This window comes from Providencia sp. SP181 (assembly GCF_050446505.1).
Taxonomy (GTDB): domain Bacteria; phylum Pseudomonadota; class Gammaproteobacteria; order Enterobacterales; family Enterobacteriaceae; genus Providencia; species Providencia vermicola.
In genome coordinates this window covers 1-16,561 of sequence record NZ_JBBPXM010000010.1, presented here as the reverse complement: position 1 = coordinate 16,561, position 16,561 = coordinate 1, and the positions used below count along the sequence as shown (strand labels likewise).

The following is a 16,561-nucleotide window of genomic DNA, read 5'->3' as shown; positions in this document are numbered from 1 at the left end:
AATTCAATAAAAAATTTACTGAAAAATCGCATTTTTATTAAGACCCGATTAACGTATTCGTTTGCTAGCCATGAATTTTATCAAAAATGATAGCAAAAATAAGGAATGAATAAAGGCGCGTATTAGATTGTGTGAAAAAGAGGGGATTTTAAAGGGGCGAAACCCTTACAACGGCGCACGCAATATGCGCCGTTCAGGACTCCATTTGAGCAATTAGCCTGCCATTTGCTTTTCGCGAATTTCAGCTAATGTTTTACAGTCGATACATAAATCAGCGGTAGGACGGGCTTCCAAACGACGGATGCCAATTTCTACACCACATGATTCACAGTAGCCAAAGTCGTCATCTTCAACTTTTTTCAGCGTTTTCTCGATTTTCTTAATCAATTTACGTTCACGATCCCGGTTACGTAATTCAAGGCTGAATTCTTCTTCCTGAGCGGCTCTATCAACGGGGTCTGGAAAGTTAGCTGCCTCATCTTGCATATGAGTAACAGTCCGGTCCACTTCATCTCTGAGTTGATTGCGCCATGCTTCGAGAATGAGCTTAAAATGCGCCAATTGGGCTTCGTTCATGTACTCTTCGCCAGCTTTTTCATGATAGGGCTCAACCCCAGCAATGGCGAGAATGCTTAAGGACGATGTCTTACGTTTTTGCCCTTCTTGCATAATGCTTCTCCTACACACGCAAATTTTACAAAAACCCCAAGGGGGAAAATTTAAGGTCGCTATAAATAGCAGAAGAGAGCTCTCTTGGCAATCGTTCATGCAATGAGTTTTGTAATGCTGTGAGGGCGAGCGTGTTTATTCCCTTTTAGCGCCCCAGAACTCAGCGGCCCCGTATAAAAATCTATTAAAAAATATTATTTAATAGATGTAAAACTAATCTGTTTACTTAACGACATTTGTTGAGCAGTTATATCTGCCTGATAACAAAGTACTTCAACACCGCCTTGCCTTGCTTCCTCTAATAATTGCGCATATTTCTTATCAATATGCGCCGCTGCTGATGCTACGTGAATACCTGTATGTAACGCAACAAACAATAGTATGGCTCTTTTTCCTTCTTTCGCAATATGCATGAGTTCTCTTAAGTGTTTTTGTCCTCTAAGCGTCACCGCATCAGGGAAAAAACCGTGTTCATTTTCCAGTAAAGTGACTGATTTAACTTCAATAAAACAGTCAGGTAACCCATCGTGTGAGAGAAGAAAATCAATGCGACTATTTTCTGTTCCATATTTCACTTCAGGTTTTATCTTGCTGTAGTCAGATAATTCTGGAATGCACTTTCCGGTTAAGGCTTCAGCGACAAGTTGGTTTGCACGAAGGGTGTTGATACAAATAAAGTGTCCTTGTGTTGTTTGAGTTAACTCCCAACTGTGGGGATATTTGCGTTTTGCATTGTCAGAGGTGGAATACCAGACGGTATCTCCAGGAGTTGCACATCCAGTCATCGCACCTGTATTGGCACAGTGAATTGTTATCTCTTCGCCATTAGGTAAGGTGACATCCGCTAGAAACCGTTTATAACGCTTAATTAAAGTGGCAGGTTGTAAAGGGGGATGAAATTCCATAAGGTCTCCGCGGTGCTAACCAGTGATAAGCTGACTGATGAAAGAGGCTAATGCTACAATGTCTGATAGCAAAAGTTAAATGCAGGGAGTAGTTACTTTCGTGTTACCTATATTAGAAGTCAGTGAATCGTTACTGGCAGCCTTAAAATCTTCTCCACAAGTTTTATTACACGCCCCAACAGGCGCGGGTAAATCAACGGTATTACCCCATGAAATACTCAAAAGTGGCGTCATTGATGGGCGAATTATTATGTTAGAACCGCGTCGTCTTGCTGCGCGTTCAGTCGCAACGCGTTTAGCACAGCAGCTTGGCGAAGAGGTAGGTAACACGATAGGGTTACGTATGCGTTCGGAAACGAAAGTGAGCCGCCATACGTGTCTAGAGGTGGTAACGGAAGGCGTACTTGCACGGCAGTTACAAAGTGACCCGATGCTTGAAGGTATTGGGTTGGTGATTTTAGATGAGTTTCACGAGCGAAATTTACAGGCAGACCTCGGCCTTGCCCTGTTATTAGATACTCAGCAAGCACTGCGAGATGATTTGCGTATCTTATTAATGTCAGCAACATTGGATAACCAAGGCCTGACACAGTTATTTCCTGAAGCGCCAGTCATTACATCTCAAGGTCGTACTTTCCCTGTTGTGCGTGAATACCATCCAATTAACTCTAACAAGTTATTCCATAAAGAAGTGGCATCAGTGGTGTGGCAATTATTGCAACAAGAACCAGGCTCACTACTTTTGTTCCTCCCAGGCGTTGGGGAAATAGAGAAAGTGAGAGCAGAACTCTCCTCTATGGTAAGTGAGGACATACTTTTGTGTCCGTTATATGGTGCACTTTCACTGCAAGCTCAACAACAAGCCATCCAAGTTGCTCCCAAAGGAAAACGCAAAGTGGTGTTGGCAACCAATATCGCAGAAACCAGTTTAACCATAGAGGGTATTCGTTTAGTGGTAGATAGCGGTTTTGAACGTGTTGGGCAGTTTAACCCACGTACAGGGTTAACAAAATTGGTAAAACAGCGAATAAGCCAAGCGTCAATGGCTCAAAGAGCTGGGCGAGCAGGACGTTTAGAAGCGGGTATGTGTTGGCACTTATTCAGTGAGGAGCAAGCCGAACGTGCTGCCCAGTTTAGCGAGGCTGAAATTAACCAAAGCGATCTCAGTGGGTTATGGCTCTCTTTATTACAATGGGGATGTCATGATACGGCGCAACTAAATTGGTTATCGCCACCACCGCAACCTGCGATTGCCGCTGCGAAGGGGTTATTAACAAAATTAGGAGCTGTAGATAGCCAAGGCAAGTTAACGGTATTGGGGCAAAAGATGGCGGCTTTCGCTTGCGAGGTGCGAACTGCTGCGATGCTCTGTAAAGCGCAAGAAAGTCAAAATAAAAATGTGATGCAGCTCGCCGCATTGTTAACGGCAATCATTGAAGAACCTCCACGTAATGGGGGATGCGACTTACGTAGTTTTATAGAAAGGCCGACAGACAATTGGTGTAAACGTGCATCAATGCTGAGTGAACAAAAAGTATCGAATAAAATTAGTCAACAAGGTGTGCTGATAAGTGAGTGGTTACCAACATTGTTAGCTGCGGCTTTCCCAGATCGTATCGCCAAATCTCGTGATAACCAATTGCGTTATCAACTCGCTAGCGGCTTAGGTGCATCCCTGAATGAATCGGATTCGCTTATTGGCTCGCCTTGGTTAATGGTCGTCTCGGTTTGGCAGCCTGAAAATTCGGCAGATGCACGAATTTCATTAGCTTATCCGATTGAAATTGAACAGTTGCAAGTTGATAACCCTACTTTATTTAGGTCGCAAGAAACCGTGGAATGGGATGAGCAAAAGGGCACTTTATTAGCGTGGAAACGCTTGCAATGTGGGCAACTGGTGGTGAAATCAGAGCGGCTTACTAACCCAGATAAAACGGAAATTCGCCAAGCATTGGTTTACTGGCTAAAGCAAAATGGCTTACAACAACTGAATTGGCAGGAAGATGCACTTCAATTGTGTATTCGTTGCACATTAGCGAAACAGTTGTTTCCTGAAGTTAACTTCCCTGATTTTGATGAAAATGCACTATTGGATTCTTTGGGTGAATGGTTAGAGCCCTATTTGGATGGCGTGACGAACAAGCAAAAATTGCAGCAAATTAATTTAGCTAAATTATTAATCAACCGTTTGGATTGGCAGCAACAGCAGTGGTTGCAGAGTCAGTTTCCAGACACTTACCACGCGCCATCCTTACACGATGTGAGTATTCACTATGCCTTAGATAAACCGCCATTTATCGAAATTCGCATGCAAGAAATGTACGGTGAAAAAACAAACCCAACTGTTGCTCAGGGAAAACTTACCTTAACGCTGTCTTTATTATCGCCTGCCATGCGACCACTGCAAATTACTCAAGACCTCGGTGCGTTTTGGCAAGGTAGCTACAAAGAGATTCAAAAAGAGATGAAAGGACGCTATCCAAAGCATTTGTGGCCAGATGACCCCGCGAATACGGCACCCACAAGGCAAACAAAAAAAGCGATGATGAGTACGAAATAACCGATTTTTGTGCTCTAATAGCGGGTTTCCAAAACGGGCTTGAATGGGCAAAGCAGAGTAAGGAAATGTAATTAAGAGCTTTCTTTGGTGAAATCTCAAGGGTTATGGGCCAAAATTAACCACTAGGCGTTAAGCAATTAGTGAATAATTAAGTTGTTAAGTAATTTTGTAAGGTGATATGGAGCGACCATGTCCGGTAAAGATTTTGAACCAATTGGCCGACGTAATAAAAAAACGGCTGATAAAAAACAATCCTCATCACGCCGCCGTAGAGATCGCGATGATTATGATGATGAAGATTTATACCAAGATGATGATATTGAAGAACAATATCTCGATGATGAAGATGAAGAAGAGCACATGGCTAAAAAAGGCTCAAAAAATAAAAAACAGCGCAAAGTAAAAAGCAAATGGCGTTGGTTTTGGCTACTCGTCAAGTTGATGATCGTGTTTGCGGTGCTATTAGCGGCGTATGGTTTTTATTTAAATCAACAAATTAAAGAGCGTCTCGATGGCAAAGTTTGGGATCTACCCGCTGCGGTTTACGGTCGCATGGTCAACCTGGAGCCAGGGATGGATTATAGCCAAGCGGAAATGACACGCTTGCTCGAAGGTATGCAATATCGAAAAGTCAGTAAAATCACCACATCGGGTGAGTTTGTGGTGCGTGGCAATACCATTGAAATTTTACGCCGTCCATTTAACTTCCCTGATCAAAAAGAAGGGCAGATTCTGGCTCGTATGGTGTTTGAAAATAATGCCTTAAGTAAGATTGAAAATATGGAGAATGGCCGCTCATTTGGTTTTTTCCGTTTAGATCCAAAACTTATCACCATGATGCAATCTGCAAATAATGAGCAGCGTTTGGTGCTGCCATTAGCGGATTTTCCTGAATCTCTGGTGAAAATCTTACTTGAAACCGAAGATAGAAACTTTTACGAGCACGATGGTGTCAGTTTGTACTCTATCGGCCGTGCTGTTGTTGCTAACTTAACTGCTGGGCGCTCAGTACAAGGGGGAAGTACCCTGACACAGCAATTAGTTAAAAACCTGTTTTTGACTAATGAGCGAACCTTAAAGCGTAAAGCTAACGAAGCCTATATGGCTCTCCTGTTGGACTATAATTACAGCAAAGAACGTATTTTAGAACTGTATTTAAACGAAGTTTTCTTAGGTCAAAATGGTAATGATGAAATTCGTGGTTTCCCATTAGCGAGCTTGTACTATTTTGGTCGTCCAATTAATGAATTAAGCTTCGATCAGCAAGCCTTGTTGGTGGGAATGGTACAAGGGGCATCAACCTATAACCCTTGGACAAAACCACAAAATGCCATCAAACGCCGTAATATTGTGTTGAAAATTCTTGAAACGCGCGGTGTGATTGACCAAGAAATGTACCAAGTCCTTAGTGCAAGGCCACTTGGCGTGAAAAATAAAGAAGGGCTGGTGGCATCCCAACCTGCCTTTATGCAAATGGTTCGCTTAGAACTCAATGAAAAATTGGGCGATAAAGTCAAAGAATTATCAGGTGCGAAAATTTTCACAACCTTAGACCCTGTCGCGCAAACTGCAGCGGAAAATGCCGTAGAAAATGGTGTCGCAGATTTACGCAAAACCCGTAAATTAGACGATATTGAAGGTGCAATGGTGGTGGTTGACCGTATTAACGGTGAAGTGCGTGCCATGGTGGGTGGTTCTCAGCCACAATTCTCAGGGTTTAACCGTGCCTTGAACGCACGTCGTAGTATTGGTTCATTAGCAAAACCGCCTGTGTACCTCGCCGCACTAAGTGAGCCTGATCGTTACCGTTTGAACACATGGTTAAAAGATGAACCGCTGACGGTTAAAGTCGGCAACCAAAATTGGAGCCCAAGAAACTACAGCCGTAATTTCAATGGCCGTATGATGCTAGTTGATGCGCTTGCAAAATCACAGAATATCCCAACCGTAAACTTAGGGTTAGATATTGGCCTCGACCAAGTGTTTAATACGTTTGTTCGTCTAGGGGCACCAGCCGCAGCGATGGAAAAAGTGCCAGCAATGTTCTTAGGTGCTGTTAACTTAACGCCAGCGGAAGTGGCTCAGGTTTATCAAACCATTGGTGGTGAAGGCAATCGGGCGAAATTGTCCTCTCTGCGTTCCGTCATCGACGGTGATGGTAACGAAATTTATCAAAGTTACCCATCCGCAGAGCGTGCTGTACCTTCACAAGCTGCTTATTTAACACTTTATGGTATGCAGCAAGTGGTGAATCAAGGAACAGGTCGCGTTTTATTATCCAAATACGGTAAGTACAATTTGGCTGGTAAAACAGGGACAACCAATGATTTGCGTGATAGCTGGTATGCGGGTATTGATGGCAAAGAGGTGGCAATCGTCTGGGTAGGGCGTGATAACAATGGTCCGACACAGTTAACAGGGGCAACAGGGGCTTTAAAAGTCTACCAACGCTACCTTGATAACCAAGCGCCATTAGCTCTGATTAATCGTGCACCAGAGGGCATTGTCGATATGCAAGTCACGGCTGATGGTCAGTTAAGCTGCTCAAACTTTGGTGGTGGTAGAATGTTGCCGATTTGGACTGATAACCCAGACAGTCTATGCCAAGCCTCAGAAGACCAAGCACCAACGTGGAATTTAAATGGCAATAATGATGAGCAAAAAAGTGATGCGCCAGATTGGGTGAAGGATATGTTTGGCGATAATCCCTAAATTTTCGTCATATTTCGAGCCGTGGCGGTGTTGGCTACATTCAGCTACTCGGGTTACATACTAGTGTATGCTCCCCGAGATAGCTTCACTTGCCGCCTTGCCACAACTCGAACTATTTAGAAAATTAACGATATATTCAGTTTTCTAACTTTCTGCTATCTAATTCTTTTAATTGACCACTTCAATGCCTAGAAAATAATTTTCCCGAAACCTATCACAAGGCGAACTATATAAGGAATTATTGTGTAAGATGTATAACTATAAAAGTTAACCTTAGAAAGGTAGAGGTGAAACTAGAGTGCTTCACCTCTTTGGTTTTAATGCAAATTAATTCGCTTTGATTTTCGCCAGCGCTGTTTCAGCAGCTTTGATGGTTTTTTCAATATCTTCATCGCTGTGTGCGATAGACATAAACCCAGCTTCAAAAGCGGATGGTGCGAGGTAAATGCCTTGTTCTAACATGTAATGGAAGAATTTTTTGAAGCGCTCCACATCGCATTTCATCACGTCTTGGTAGCAAGTCACTGTTGCTGCATCCGTGAAGAAAATACCAAACATCCCCCCGACATGGTTGATGACCATTGGAATGCCTTGTTCTTGGGAAACACGTTTTAACCCACGGGCTAATTTTTCTGTTAGCTCATTTAAACGTGAATGAACGCCTGGTTGGGACACTTCTTTTAAGCAAGCAAGGCCCGCTGCCATTGCAACAGGGTTACCCGATAAAGTACCAGCTTGGTAAACAGGGCCTATAGGCGCTAATTTTTCCATGATTTCAAGACGACCACCAAATGCACCCACAGGCATACCACCGCCAATAATCTTGCCTAAGCAGGTTAAGTCTGGCTCAACACCGTAGTAATCTTGTGCGCCACCTAATGCAACACGAAAGCCTGTCATTACTTCATCAATGATCAGTACGGCATTAAATTCATCACATAACGCACGTAGACCAGGTAGGAATTCTGCAGTGGGTGGCACGCAGTTCATGTTCCCAGCAACAGGCTCCACGATGACACAAGCGATATCTTCAGGATAATTTTCAAACGCTTGGCGCACAGATGCAAGATCATTGTAAGTGCAAGTGAGCGTATGTTTGACGAAATCTTCAGGAACACCTGGCGAGTTTGGTTCGCCCATGGTCAGCGCACCAGAACCTGCTTTCACTAATAAGCAATCTGCGTGGCCATGGTAGCAACCTTCGAATTTGATAATTTTATCGCGGCCTGTATAGCCACGAGCTAGGCGAATAGCACTCATGGTAGCTTCAGTACCAGAGTTCACCATGCGAACTAAATCCATAGAAGGAACAAGTTCGCATACTAATTCGGCCATTTCAACTTCGGCGGCAGTTGGTGCGCCGAAACTCAAACCTTTATGGACGGCTTTAATCACCGCATCGCGAATTTCTGGATGGTTATGACCTAAGACCATTGGTCCCCATGAGCCAACGTAATCGACATACGCTTTACCATCAACATCATAAATATAAGCACCATCCGCTTTTTCGATAAATAAAGGCGTACCACCGACACCATTAAAGGCGCGAACTGGCGAATTCACACCGCCAGGAATTTGTTGTTTTGCTTGCTCATACAGAATTTCAGATTGCGACATGGCAGGGCTCCAGAAAAGGGCGAAATAAAAATTTGCCACCATTCTAAAGCACTGCATCAATTAAACCAAATGTTGCTAGCAAGATATGCACAATGTGTCTAATTGCGTAACAACACTTGAACGATTTAGTCAAGTGGCGGATAATTGGGTTAATTGATCTGAGTGGTTTTTAGCCCACACATGAATTTACCGGTCACCGGTTTGGAGTGAAAAATGAGTGATGATGCAGCTCTGCCATTGCAATTTACTGATGCGGCAGCAATTAAAGTTAAAGATTTAGTCTCTGATGAGGACAACCCAAATCTGCGTCTGCGTGTTTATATCACTGGTGGCGGATGTAGCGGCTTCCAGTACGGTTTCACCTTTGATGATCAAATCAACGATGGTGATATGACCATTGAGAAACAAGGTGTTGCGCTGGTCGTCGACCCAATGAGTCTGCAATATTTGGTGGGTGGAAGTGTCGACTATACAGAGGGCTTAGAGGGTTCTCGTTTTATCGTAACAAATCCAAATGCTAAGTCTACGTGTGGATGTGGTTCATCCTTTAGCGTCTAATTTTCGTCATATTTCGTGCTGTGGCGGTGTTGGCTTCATTCAGCTACTCGGGTCACATACTTGTGTATGCTCCCCGAGATATCTTCATTTGCCGCCTTGCCACACCGCGAACTATTTAGAAAATTTCTGTAATTCTTAATTCTTAATTCTTAATTCTTAATTCTTAATTCTTAATTCTTAATTCTTAATTCTTAATTCTTAATTCTTAATTGGATAAGACATTTATTGTTTGCAGAGTTGCTACGTGGCGGTGTTGGCTTCATTCAGCTACTCGGATCACATACTTGTGTATGCTCCCCGAGATATCTTCATTTGCCGCCTTGCCACAACGCGAACTATTTAGAAAATTTCCGTAATTCGTAATTCGTAATTCGTAATTCGTAATTCGTAATTCGTAATTCGTAATTCGTAATTCGTAATTCGTAATTCTTCTTTATCAATCGGATAAAGCGTTTAACTGCTCACAAAGTTGTTCGGTGGCGTCGATGATTCGTGGGCCTGCACGATGGAACCAATCTTCATTTAGACGAATGATTGGGACATCCAGTTGTGATTGCCAAAAATTTCTTACAACTTTTTCCTGTTCAATTGAGCCAGTCATTACAATCACATCAGGATTACGAGTGAGCACTTGCTCACGGCTAATTTGCGGCCATTGCACGGCGCTGTTAGCAAAAATATTTTCCCCTCCACAAAATGTCACGACATCATTTTGCAATGTATGTTTACCCGTACTAAATAAAGGCTGAGTCCCCAGTTGGATAAAGATTTTTTTGGTTTTGAGATCTGACTTTTTTTGATTTCGATAAGGAGTCAACTTAGCTCGCATAGCGCTAATATTTTGCTGAGCCAGCTCAGGTCTAGGACTGTATTGGGATAACTCATTGACAGCGTCGATGACTCCATCAATGGTTTGTGGGTCAAAATAGATAATGGGAATGCCAAAGGATGCCAACTGATCAAGCGGCCGTTGCGGGTTTCCCCCTCGCCATGCCAAAATTAAATCAGGTTTAAGCGTGATAATACGTTCGACATTAACCCCTTGCCAATCAGAAACTTGCTCCAGCTTCTTTGCTTGTTCGGGGTAATCGGAGTAAGCACTAACTGCAATCAAGTTATCACCTAACCCAGCAGCATAGGCGAGCTCTGTATTTGCGGGGGATAAACTAACCACGCGCTGTTTTGGCTCAGACAGAGCAGAAAAGGAGATAAAACAAGCCAATAATAAAGTAATAACGTGGGATGAATAGGCAGTTAATTTTTTCATGGCGCATCATCATGTGGCGATAAAAGGCATACCTGACAATTAGTTATGCCTTTTTTGTTGAATTTAAGCCAGCTTAGCTAAAATTGCATTGATCATCAGTGAAGACTGGCGAGCTGCAACGGGAAGAAATTCATCAAAGCTGGTATGCGATTCTTTATCTGCAACATCTGAAATCGCGCGAACCACAACAAATGGTACGCCGAATTGATGGCAGACTTGGCCAATCGCCGTCGCTTCCATTTCAACAGCAGCAACTTGTGGGAAGGTCGCTTTAATGCGTGCTAAAGGTTCTGCACCATTAATGAAGGCATCACCGCTACACACTAAGCCACGAACTGCATTCATATCGAGCAACTTAATGCATTGCTCAGCAACATCAATGAGTTTGTTATCAGCGACAAAAGCAGGTGGGCATTGTGCCATCTGGCCGGGCTCGTAGCCAAATGCCGTAACATCAGCATCGTGATAGCGTACTTCGGTCGAAACAACGATATCACCCACATTTAAGCGAGGGTCTAACCCGCCAGCGGAACCTGTATTAATCACAACATCAGGCTGACAATGTTCTAACAACAAAGTCGTACCAATAGCAGCAGCAACTTTACCAATACCTGATTTTAATAGGGCAATATCAACACCGTTAATTTTCCCAGTGTAAATTTCACAACCTGCACGACTAATGGTTTGGCAGCCTTCAATTTGTGAGCGAAGAATAGCAACTTCTTGCTCCATCGCTCCAATGATCCCAACTTTCATTTTGTCTCCTTTTCCCTGCTCAATTTGTACGATTAGTGTCAATATTTAGACTAGGGAAGATAATGTTTTATTGTGTTAGTGCTGTGTTCTTCGAGCGGGTTCGCAAATTTTATTGCAACAACTCGAATTTCGACAACGAAATTACAAAGATGCACGAAGTGTAACATTGAAAGGTGAGTCGTGAAGTATTTTTCCTGTGTTTAGGCTATATAATGAAGCATCAATTGAGATAGGGAAGGTGGCAGCGTGGGTGAAATTAATTTTCTAAAGAAACTGAGCTTTCAGCGTAACTATATGAGCAGTGCTAAAAACCAGAAAGTCTCACCGCAGGATGAAGACGCCGTAAACCGCTTATTTGAAAGTGACCGTGGGCGTATTATTAATTCCGCTGCTATTCGTCGTTTACAGCAAAAAACACAAGTTTTCCCATTAGAACAAAATGCGGCGGTGCGCAGCCGATTAACTCATTCACTTGAAGTTCAGCAAGTGGGGCGCTATATCAGTAAAACTGTGCTTGGTGAGCTGAAAAAGAAAAAATTGTTAGAAACCTATGGGTTAGATGAGCGTTGTGATGCTTTTGAAAGCTTAGTGGAGATGTCCTGCCTGATGCATGACATTGGTAACCCACCTTTCGGACATTTTGGTGAGGCTGCTATTCAGCGCTGGTTTAGCAAACTACTCGCCCCTGAGTATCTATTTTCATCTGACCTACCCGACCCTTGTCAAATTGAAGCATTGCAATTAACAGGCAATGAAAAGCAAGACCTTTTTCGTCGCCAATTGAAGCGAGATTTATGTTCATTTGAGGGGAATGCACAAGGTTTACGAATGGCTCACCGCTTGTTGAAACTTAACCTAACCTACGCACAAATTGGTTCTATCTTGAAATATACGCGAGGAGCTTATGATTTAGAACCAATCCCAGCAGAATTTGATTATTTGATGAAAAAACCAGGGTATTACTGGTCTGAAGCGGATTTTGTCAGTGAACTTACCAAGAAACTCGATATGGAGAAATATTGCCGTTTCCCACTTTCATACATTATGGAGGCGGCAGATGATATCTCTTATTGTATTGCTGATTTGGATGACGCTGCAGAAAAAGGGATCTTTACCGTTGAGCAATTAATTGATTATTTGCGCGCAGAGTGGGGGAAAGTTGAGCAGAATGATTTATTCGATCAAACCATTATGCGTGCTTATAACAATATTAGTGATAACCACACAAGGCGGATTCAGCAAGACCAGTTTTTTATGTACTTACGCGTTAATATTACAGGTAAGTTAGCGCACTATAGTGCCCAGCGCTTTATTAAAAACCTACCTGAAATTTATCATGGTTGTTTTAATAGCGCATTATTGGAAGACAAAAGCCCTGAGCATCGTTTGCTGAAAGTGTTGAAAACCGTTGCATTTAAACATGTATTTAACCATCACGAAGTCGAGCAGCTAGAGTTACAAGGTTATAAAATTATCAGTGGATTACTCGATTTTTATAGTCCGTTGCTAATGATGAACCGAACTGACTTTGCAGATTTAGTGGAAAAAAATTACCACAAACACTTTTTTATTGAAACGCGGTTATTCCATAAGTTATCCAATAAGCACCGTTTATCCTATAACGAGGCGCTTGAGAAAGTCTCTGCAACGAATGAAGCGGATAAATCTATTCTTGAGTTTTACTATCGAGCCCGCTTGATTCAAGACTACATCAGCGGTATGACAGATCACTATGCTTATGAAGAATATAGAAAATTTATGGTGAGTAATTAATAATATTAATTCGCTAAGTAATAAAATCGAAAAGTAGGCAATAAAATAAAAGGAAAAACAGGTATACTAGGCGTGTCTGTTTTTCTTTTTTCAGAAATAAAAAATGCCTGAAATGGAAACAAACAAGGACCCTTTTTTGTAACTAATACTTCGTTGTGACTACTTATGGCTCAATTTTACTCTCCGAACCGCCGCACCACTCCACGCCGTCAACTTACGGTCATTGCTGATAGCTTAGATGCAGCAGGGCAAGGTATAGCACGTCTTGACGGGAAAACAATTTTTGTTGCGGATTTATTACCAGGGGAGGAAGCTCAGATTGAGTTAACGGAAGATAAGCGTAGTTTTGCGAAAGCGAAAGTGGTTAAGCGCTTATCAACAAGTCCACAGAGAGTGAAGCCACAATGCCGTTATTTTAATCAGTGTGGTGGCTGCCAACAGCAACATATTGATATTGAATTACAAAGAGCAAGTAAGGCCGAGGCTTTACAATATTTAATGATGCGAGAAACGGGAGTTGATAAAAGTGCAGCTCCCGTAATGAGTGGTGAACCTTATGGCTATCGCCGCCGTGCTCGCTTAGGCTTGCAATATCAACCTAAACATCAACGGTTGGTGATGGGGTTTCGTCAAGTACAGTCCAATACGCTGGTTGATATTAAAAACTGTCCAGTGTTAGTGCCTGAACTGGATATGTTACTTACCCCCCTTTCTGAGTGTCTTAACCAACTTAGCATTAAGCCGAAATTAGGCCATGTTGAGCTTATCCATGCGGATAACAGCAATATCATCATGATCCGTCATTTAGTGCCTTTTTCACATGCAGATAAACAGAAACTTAACGATTTTGAAAGGCAATATGACGTGTCTATCTGGTTGGCAGGAAATGACAATGCATTAGAAGCACTGACGTCGAGCTCACCAATGCCAGAATATCAAGTGGTAGGTGAAGTGCTTAAATTTAACCCATTGAATTTTATTCAAGTGAATGGGCAAGTAAATCAATTGATGGTGGCACAAGCGTTAGCATGGTTAGATCTAACGCGTGAAGATAGGGTATTAGACCTTTTTTGCGGAATGGGTAATTTTACGTTACCAATAGCACGATTAGCGCAATCAGTTGTTGGGGTTGAAGGTGTCGAAAATTTAGTCGAACAGGCGCGAAACAACGCTCAGCTCAATACTATTTCCAACGCGACCTTCTATAATGAGAACCTAGAAGCCGAAATTCATACACAACCGTGGGCAGCTCAAGGGTTCAATAAAGTATTATTAGACCCTGCACGAGCAGGGGCGGCGGGCGTGATGGAACATTTAATTAAACTGATGCCTGAAAAAATTGTCTATGTTTCTTGTAACCCAACGACATTAGCAAGGGACAGTAAAGTTTTGCTTGATGAGGGGTATCAATTGTTACATTTGCGGATGTTAGACATGTTTCCGCACACTAGCCATTTAGAATCAATGGCACTATTTATCCGTCGGCCAGAGCATTAACAGGTAGGGAGAATATATGGTTGCAGTAAGAAGCGCACATCTTACCCCAGCAGGTGAGTTTGCCCCAGAAAAATGGGTAGGCGGTCTGGGTTTGAGCAATAAACAATCAGAAGAAAAGCTCATCCATACCTGGCAGTTTTGTCACGATAAATTAGCAGGCCAAGAAATTGGGCCTTTATTGCTGTGGCGTGGCATCGAGATGACAGAAATCTTATCTACGCTCAGCATGGACATTGGCAGCTTACAAGCCGCATTATTATTTCCATTAGTAGAAGAAGGCAAGCTGGAAGAGCACGAAGTCATTGAACAGTTCGGAAATTCGATACACGAACTTGTTAAAGGCGTGCTTGAGATGGATGCTATTCGTCAATTAAAAGCGACACAATCCAGTGAAACAAGCTCAGTCCAAGTCGATAATATCCGTCGTATGTTATTGTCGATGGTGGAAGATTTTCGTTGTGTTGTCATCAAGCTAGCAGAGCGTATCGCGCATTTGCGTGAAGTCAAAGACGCCACAGAAGATGAACGCGTATTAGCCGCAAAAGAATGCTCCAATATTTATGCGCCATTAGCGAATCGCTTAGGGATAGGGCAATTAAAATGGGAGTTAGAGGACTTCTGCTTCCGTTATTTGCACCCTGATGAATACAAAAAAATCGCTAAGTTACTCCATGAACGCCGTATTGACCGTGAAGATTATATTGATAATTTTGTCGGTACGTTGCGTAAATATATGCTAAAAGAAAACATTCAGGCTGATATTTACGGTCGTCCCAAGCATATCTACAGTATTTGGCGCAAAATGAAGAAGAAATCATTGGCGTTTGATGAGCTGTTCGATGTGCGGGCTGTACGTATCGTGGTTGAACGTTTGCAAGATTGCTACGCGGCACTGGGAATTGTGCATACCCATTTTCGCCATCTTCCTGATGAGTTTGATGACTATGTAGCAAACCCCAAGCCAAATGGCTATCAATCAATTCATACAGTTGTGTTGGGCCCCAACGGTAAAACCCTTGAAATTCAAATTCGTACCCGCCAAATGCATGAAGATGCAGAGTTAGGGGTCGCTGCACACTGGAAATATAAAGAAGGCGCAACAGGAATTGGCAAGGGAAGCAGCTACGAAAATCGTATTGCATGGCTGCGTAAATTAATTGCATGGCAGGAAGAAATGGCAGACTCAGGTGAAATGCTTGATGAAGTTCGTAGCCAGGTATTTGATGATCGCGTTTATGTCTTTACACCGAAAGGGGATGTTGTCGATTTACCGACAGGGTCAACTCCACTTGATTTTGCCTACCATATTCACAGTGATGTAGGGCATCGTTGTATCGGTGCGAAAATTGGTGGTCGGATCGTGCCATTTAGTTATCAACTGCAAATGGGGGATCAAATTGAAATCATCACCCAAAAACATCCGAACCCAAGCCGTGATTGGTTAAATCCAAACTTAGGCTATGTCACAACCAGCCGTGGGCGTGCCAAAATTCAAAACTGGTTCCGTAAACAAGACAGAGATAAAAACATTCTTGCTGGACGCCAGATTTTAGATAGTGAACTATCTCAGCTTGATATTAGCCTGCGTGAAGCGGAAAAACTGCTTATTGCCCGCTATAACGTTCATTCTCTGGACGAAGTATTAGCAGGTATTGGTGGCGGTGATATTCGAATTAACCAGTTGGTGAATTTCTTACAAAGCAAATTCAATAAAGCAACGGCGGAAGAAGAAGACCGCGCGGCAATGAAGACATTAGAAAGTAAGTCTTCACTCCCAAGAGCACCATCCCATGGTAGTGGTCGAGTGGTGGTTGAAGGGGTTGGTAACCTAATGCACCATATTGCACGTTGCTGCCAGCCAATTCCAGGGGATGAAATTGTCGGTTTTATCACGAAAGGACGAGGTATTTCTATTCACAGTGCGGATTGCGAACAATTAGCTGAGCTGCAAAGTCACGCACCAGAACGCGTGATAGATGCAGTTTGGGGAGAAAACTATTCCAGTGGTTATTCTCTCGTGGTTAGAGTTATCGCCAATGACCGTAGTGGTCTACTACGTGATATCACGACAATATTAGCTAATGAGAAGGTTAATGTGCTTGGCGTCAGTAGCCGCAGCGATGTGAAGCAGCAATTAGCAACGATAGATATGACAATTGAGCTGTATAATATTGAGGTGCTGAGTCGGGTGTTAGCAAAATTAAATCAGTTGCCGGATGTTATTGAGGCAAAACGCCATTCCCAGTG

The 16,561-nt window shown here is 42.8% G+C and carries 11 protein-coding genes; 6 read left to right on the top strand and 5 right to left on the bottom strand.

Going from position 1 to position 16,561, the window contains the following annotated elements; genetic code table 11:
• Positions 1–213: 213 nt before the first annotated feature.
• Positions 214–669: an RNA polymerase-binding protein DksA gene (gene dksA / locus AABS66_RS16115; protein ID WP_004260494.1), complete on the bottom strand. Its 456-nt coding sequence runs from the start codon at positions 667–669 to the stop codon at positions 214–216.
• A 194-nt stretch (positions 670–863) separates the two neighbouring features.
• Entirely contained in the window at positions 864–1,574 is a 711-nt protein-coding gene (gene sfsA / locus AABS66_RS16110; protein WP_206082954.1) for a DNA/RNA nuclease SfsA, read from the bottom strand.
• Positions 1,575–1,674: 100 nt separating this feature from the next.
• On the opposite strand from sfsA, the gene hrpB reads away from it, so the two are divergent.
• Together hrpB and mrcB are read left to right on the top strand one after the other, a co-directional pair.
• A complete protein-coding gene (hrpB, locus tag AABS66_RS16105; RefSeq protein ID WP_430225171.1) occupies positions 1,675–4,134 on the top strand; it encodes an ATP-dependent helicase HrpB in 2,460 nt (819 codons plus the stop codon).
• 189 nt (positions 4,135–4,323) lie between these two features.
• A complete protein-coding gene (gene mrcB / locus AABS66_RS16100; protein WP_206082952.1) occupies positions 4,324–6,846 on the top strand; it encodes a bifunctional glycosyl transferase/transpeptidase in 2,523 nt (840 codons plus the stop codon).
• A gap of 327 nt (positions 6,847–7,173) precedes the next feature.
• On the opposite strand, the gene hemL is transcribed toward mrcB, so the two are convergent.
• Entirely contained in the window at positions 7,174–8,463 is a 1,290-nt protein-coding gene (hemL, locus tag AABS66_RS16095; protein WP_206082951.1) for a glutamate-1-semialdehyde 2,1-aminomutase, read from the bottom strand.
• A 213-nt stretch (positions 8,464–8,676) separates the two neighbouring features.
• On the opposite strand from hemL, the gene erpA reads away from it, so the two are divergent.
• The gene (erpA, locus tag AABS66_RS16090) at positions 8,677–9,021 is read left to right on the top strand and encodes an iron-sulfur cluster insertion protein ErpA (RefSeq protein WP_154623408.1); all 345 of its coding nucleotides are present in this window, start codon (positions 8,677–8,679) and stop codon (positions 9,019–9,021) included.
• Positions 9,022–9,457: 436 nt separating this feature from the next.
• Here the strand turns inward: erpA and btuF are convergent, their stop codons facing one another.
• The gene (gene btuF / locus AABS66_RS16085) at positions 9,458–10,288 is read right to left on the bottom strand and encodes a vitamin B12 ABC transporter substrate-binding protein BtuF (RefSeq protein WP_430225170.1); all 831 of its coding nucleotides are present in this window, start codon (positions 10,286–10,288) and stop codon (positions 9,458–9,460) included.
• A gap of 63 nt (positions 10,289–10,351) precedes the next feature.
• Positions 10,352–11,044 (bottom strand): 5'-methylthioadenosine/S-adenosylhomocysteine nucleosidase, encoded by a 693-nt coding sequence (gene mtnN, locus AABS66_RS16080; RefSeq protein WP_206082949.1) that lies wholly within the window; start codon positions 11,042–11,044, stop codon positions 10,352–10,354.
• A gap of 246 nt (positions 11,045–11,290) precedes the next feature.
• Here mtnN and dgt point away from each other — a divergent pair, with 246 nt between their 5' ends.
• The 3 genes from dgt to relA form a co-directional block, all read left to right on the top strand.
• Positions 11,291–12,817 (top strand): dGTPase, encoded by a 1,527-nt coding sequence (dgt, locus tag AABS66_RS16075; RefSeq protein WP_206082948.1) that lies wholly within the window; start codon positions 11,291–11,293, stop codon positions 12,815–12,817.
• 165 nt (positions 12,818–12,982) lie between these two features.
• Positions 12,983–14,314: a 23S rRNA (uracil(1939)-C(5))-methyltransferase RlmD gene (gene rlmD, locus AABS66_RS16070; RefSeq protein ID WP_206082947.1), complete on the top strand. Its 1,332-nt coding sequence runs from the start codon at positions 12,983–12,985 to the stop codon at positions 14,312–14,314.
• Between the two features lie 16 nt (positions 14,315–14,330).
• On the top strand, positions 14,331–16,561 hold a 2,231-nt coding region (gene relA / locus AABS66_RS16065), incomplete at its 3' end, for a GTP diphosphokinase (protein WP_206082946.1).

Coding starts and splice junctions, on each gene's coding strand:
- erpA (WP_154623408.1), top strand. CDS start 8,677: ATGAGTGATGATGCAGCTCTGCCATTGCAATTTACTGATGCGGCAGCA.
- dksA (WP_004260494.1), bottom strand. CDS start 669: ATGCAAGAAGGGCAAAAACGTAAGACATCGTCCTTAAGCATTCTCGCC.
- sfsA (WP_206082954.1), bottom strand. CDS start 1,574: ATGGAATTTCATCCCCCTTTACAACCTGCCACTTTAATTAAGCGTTAT.
- hemL (WP_206082951.1), bottom strand. CDS start 8,463: ATGTCGCAATCTGAAATTCTGTATGAGCAAGCAAAACAACAAATTCCT.
- mtnN (WP_206082949.1), bottom strand. CDS start 11,044: ATGAAAGTTGGGATCATTGGAGCGATGGAGCAAGAAGTTGCTATTCTT.
- btuF (WP_430225170.1), bottom strand. CDS start 10,288: ATGAAAAAATTAACTGCCTATTCATCCCACGTTATTACTTTATTATTG.
- rlmD (WP_206082947.1), top strand. CDS start 12,983: ATGGCTCAATTTTACTCTCCGAACCGCCGCACCACTCCACGCCGTCAA.
- mrcB (WP_206082952.1), top strand. CDS start 4,324: ATGTCCGGTAAAGATTTTGAACCAATTGGCCGACGTAATAAAAAAACG.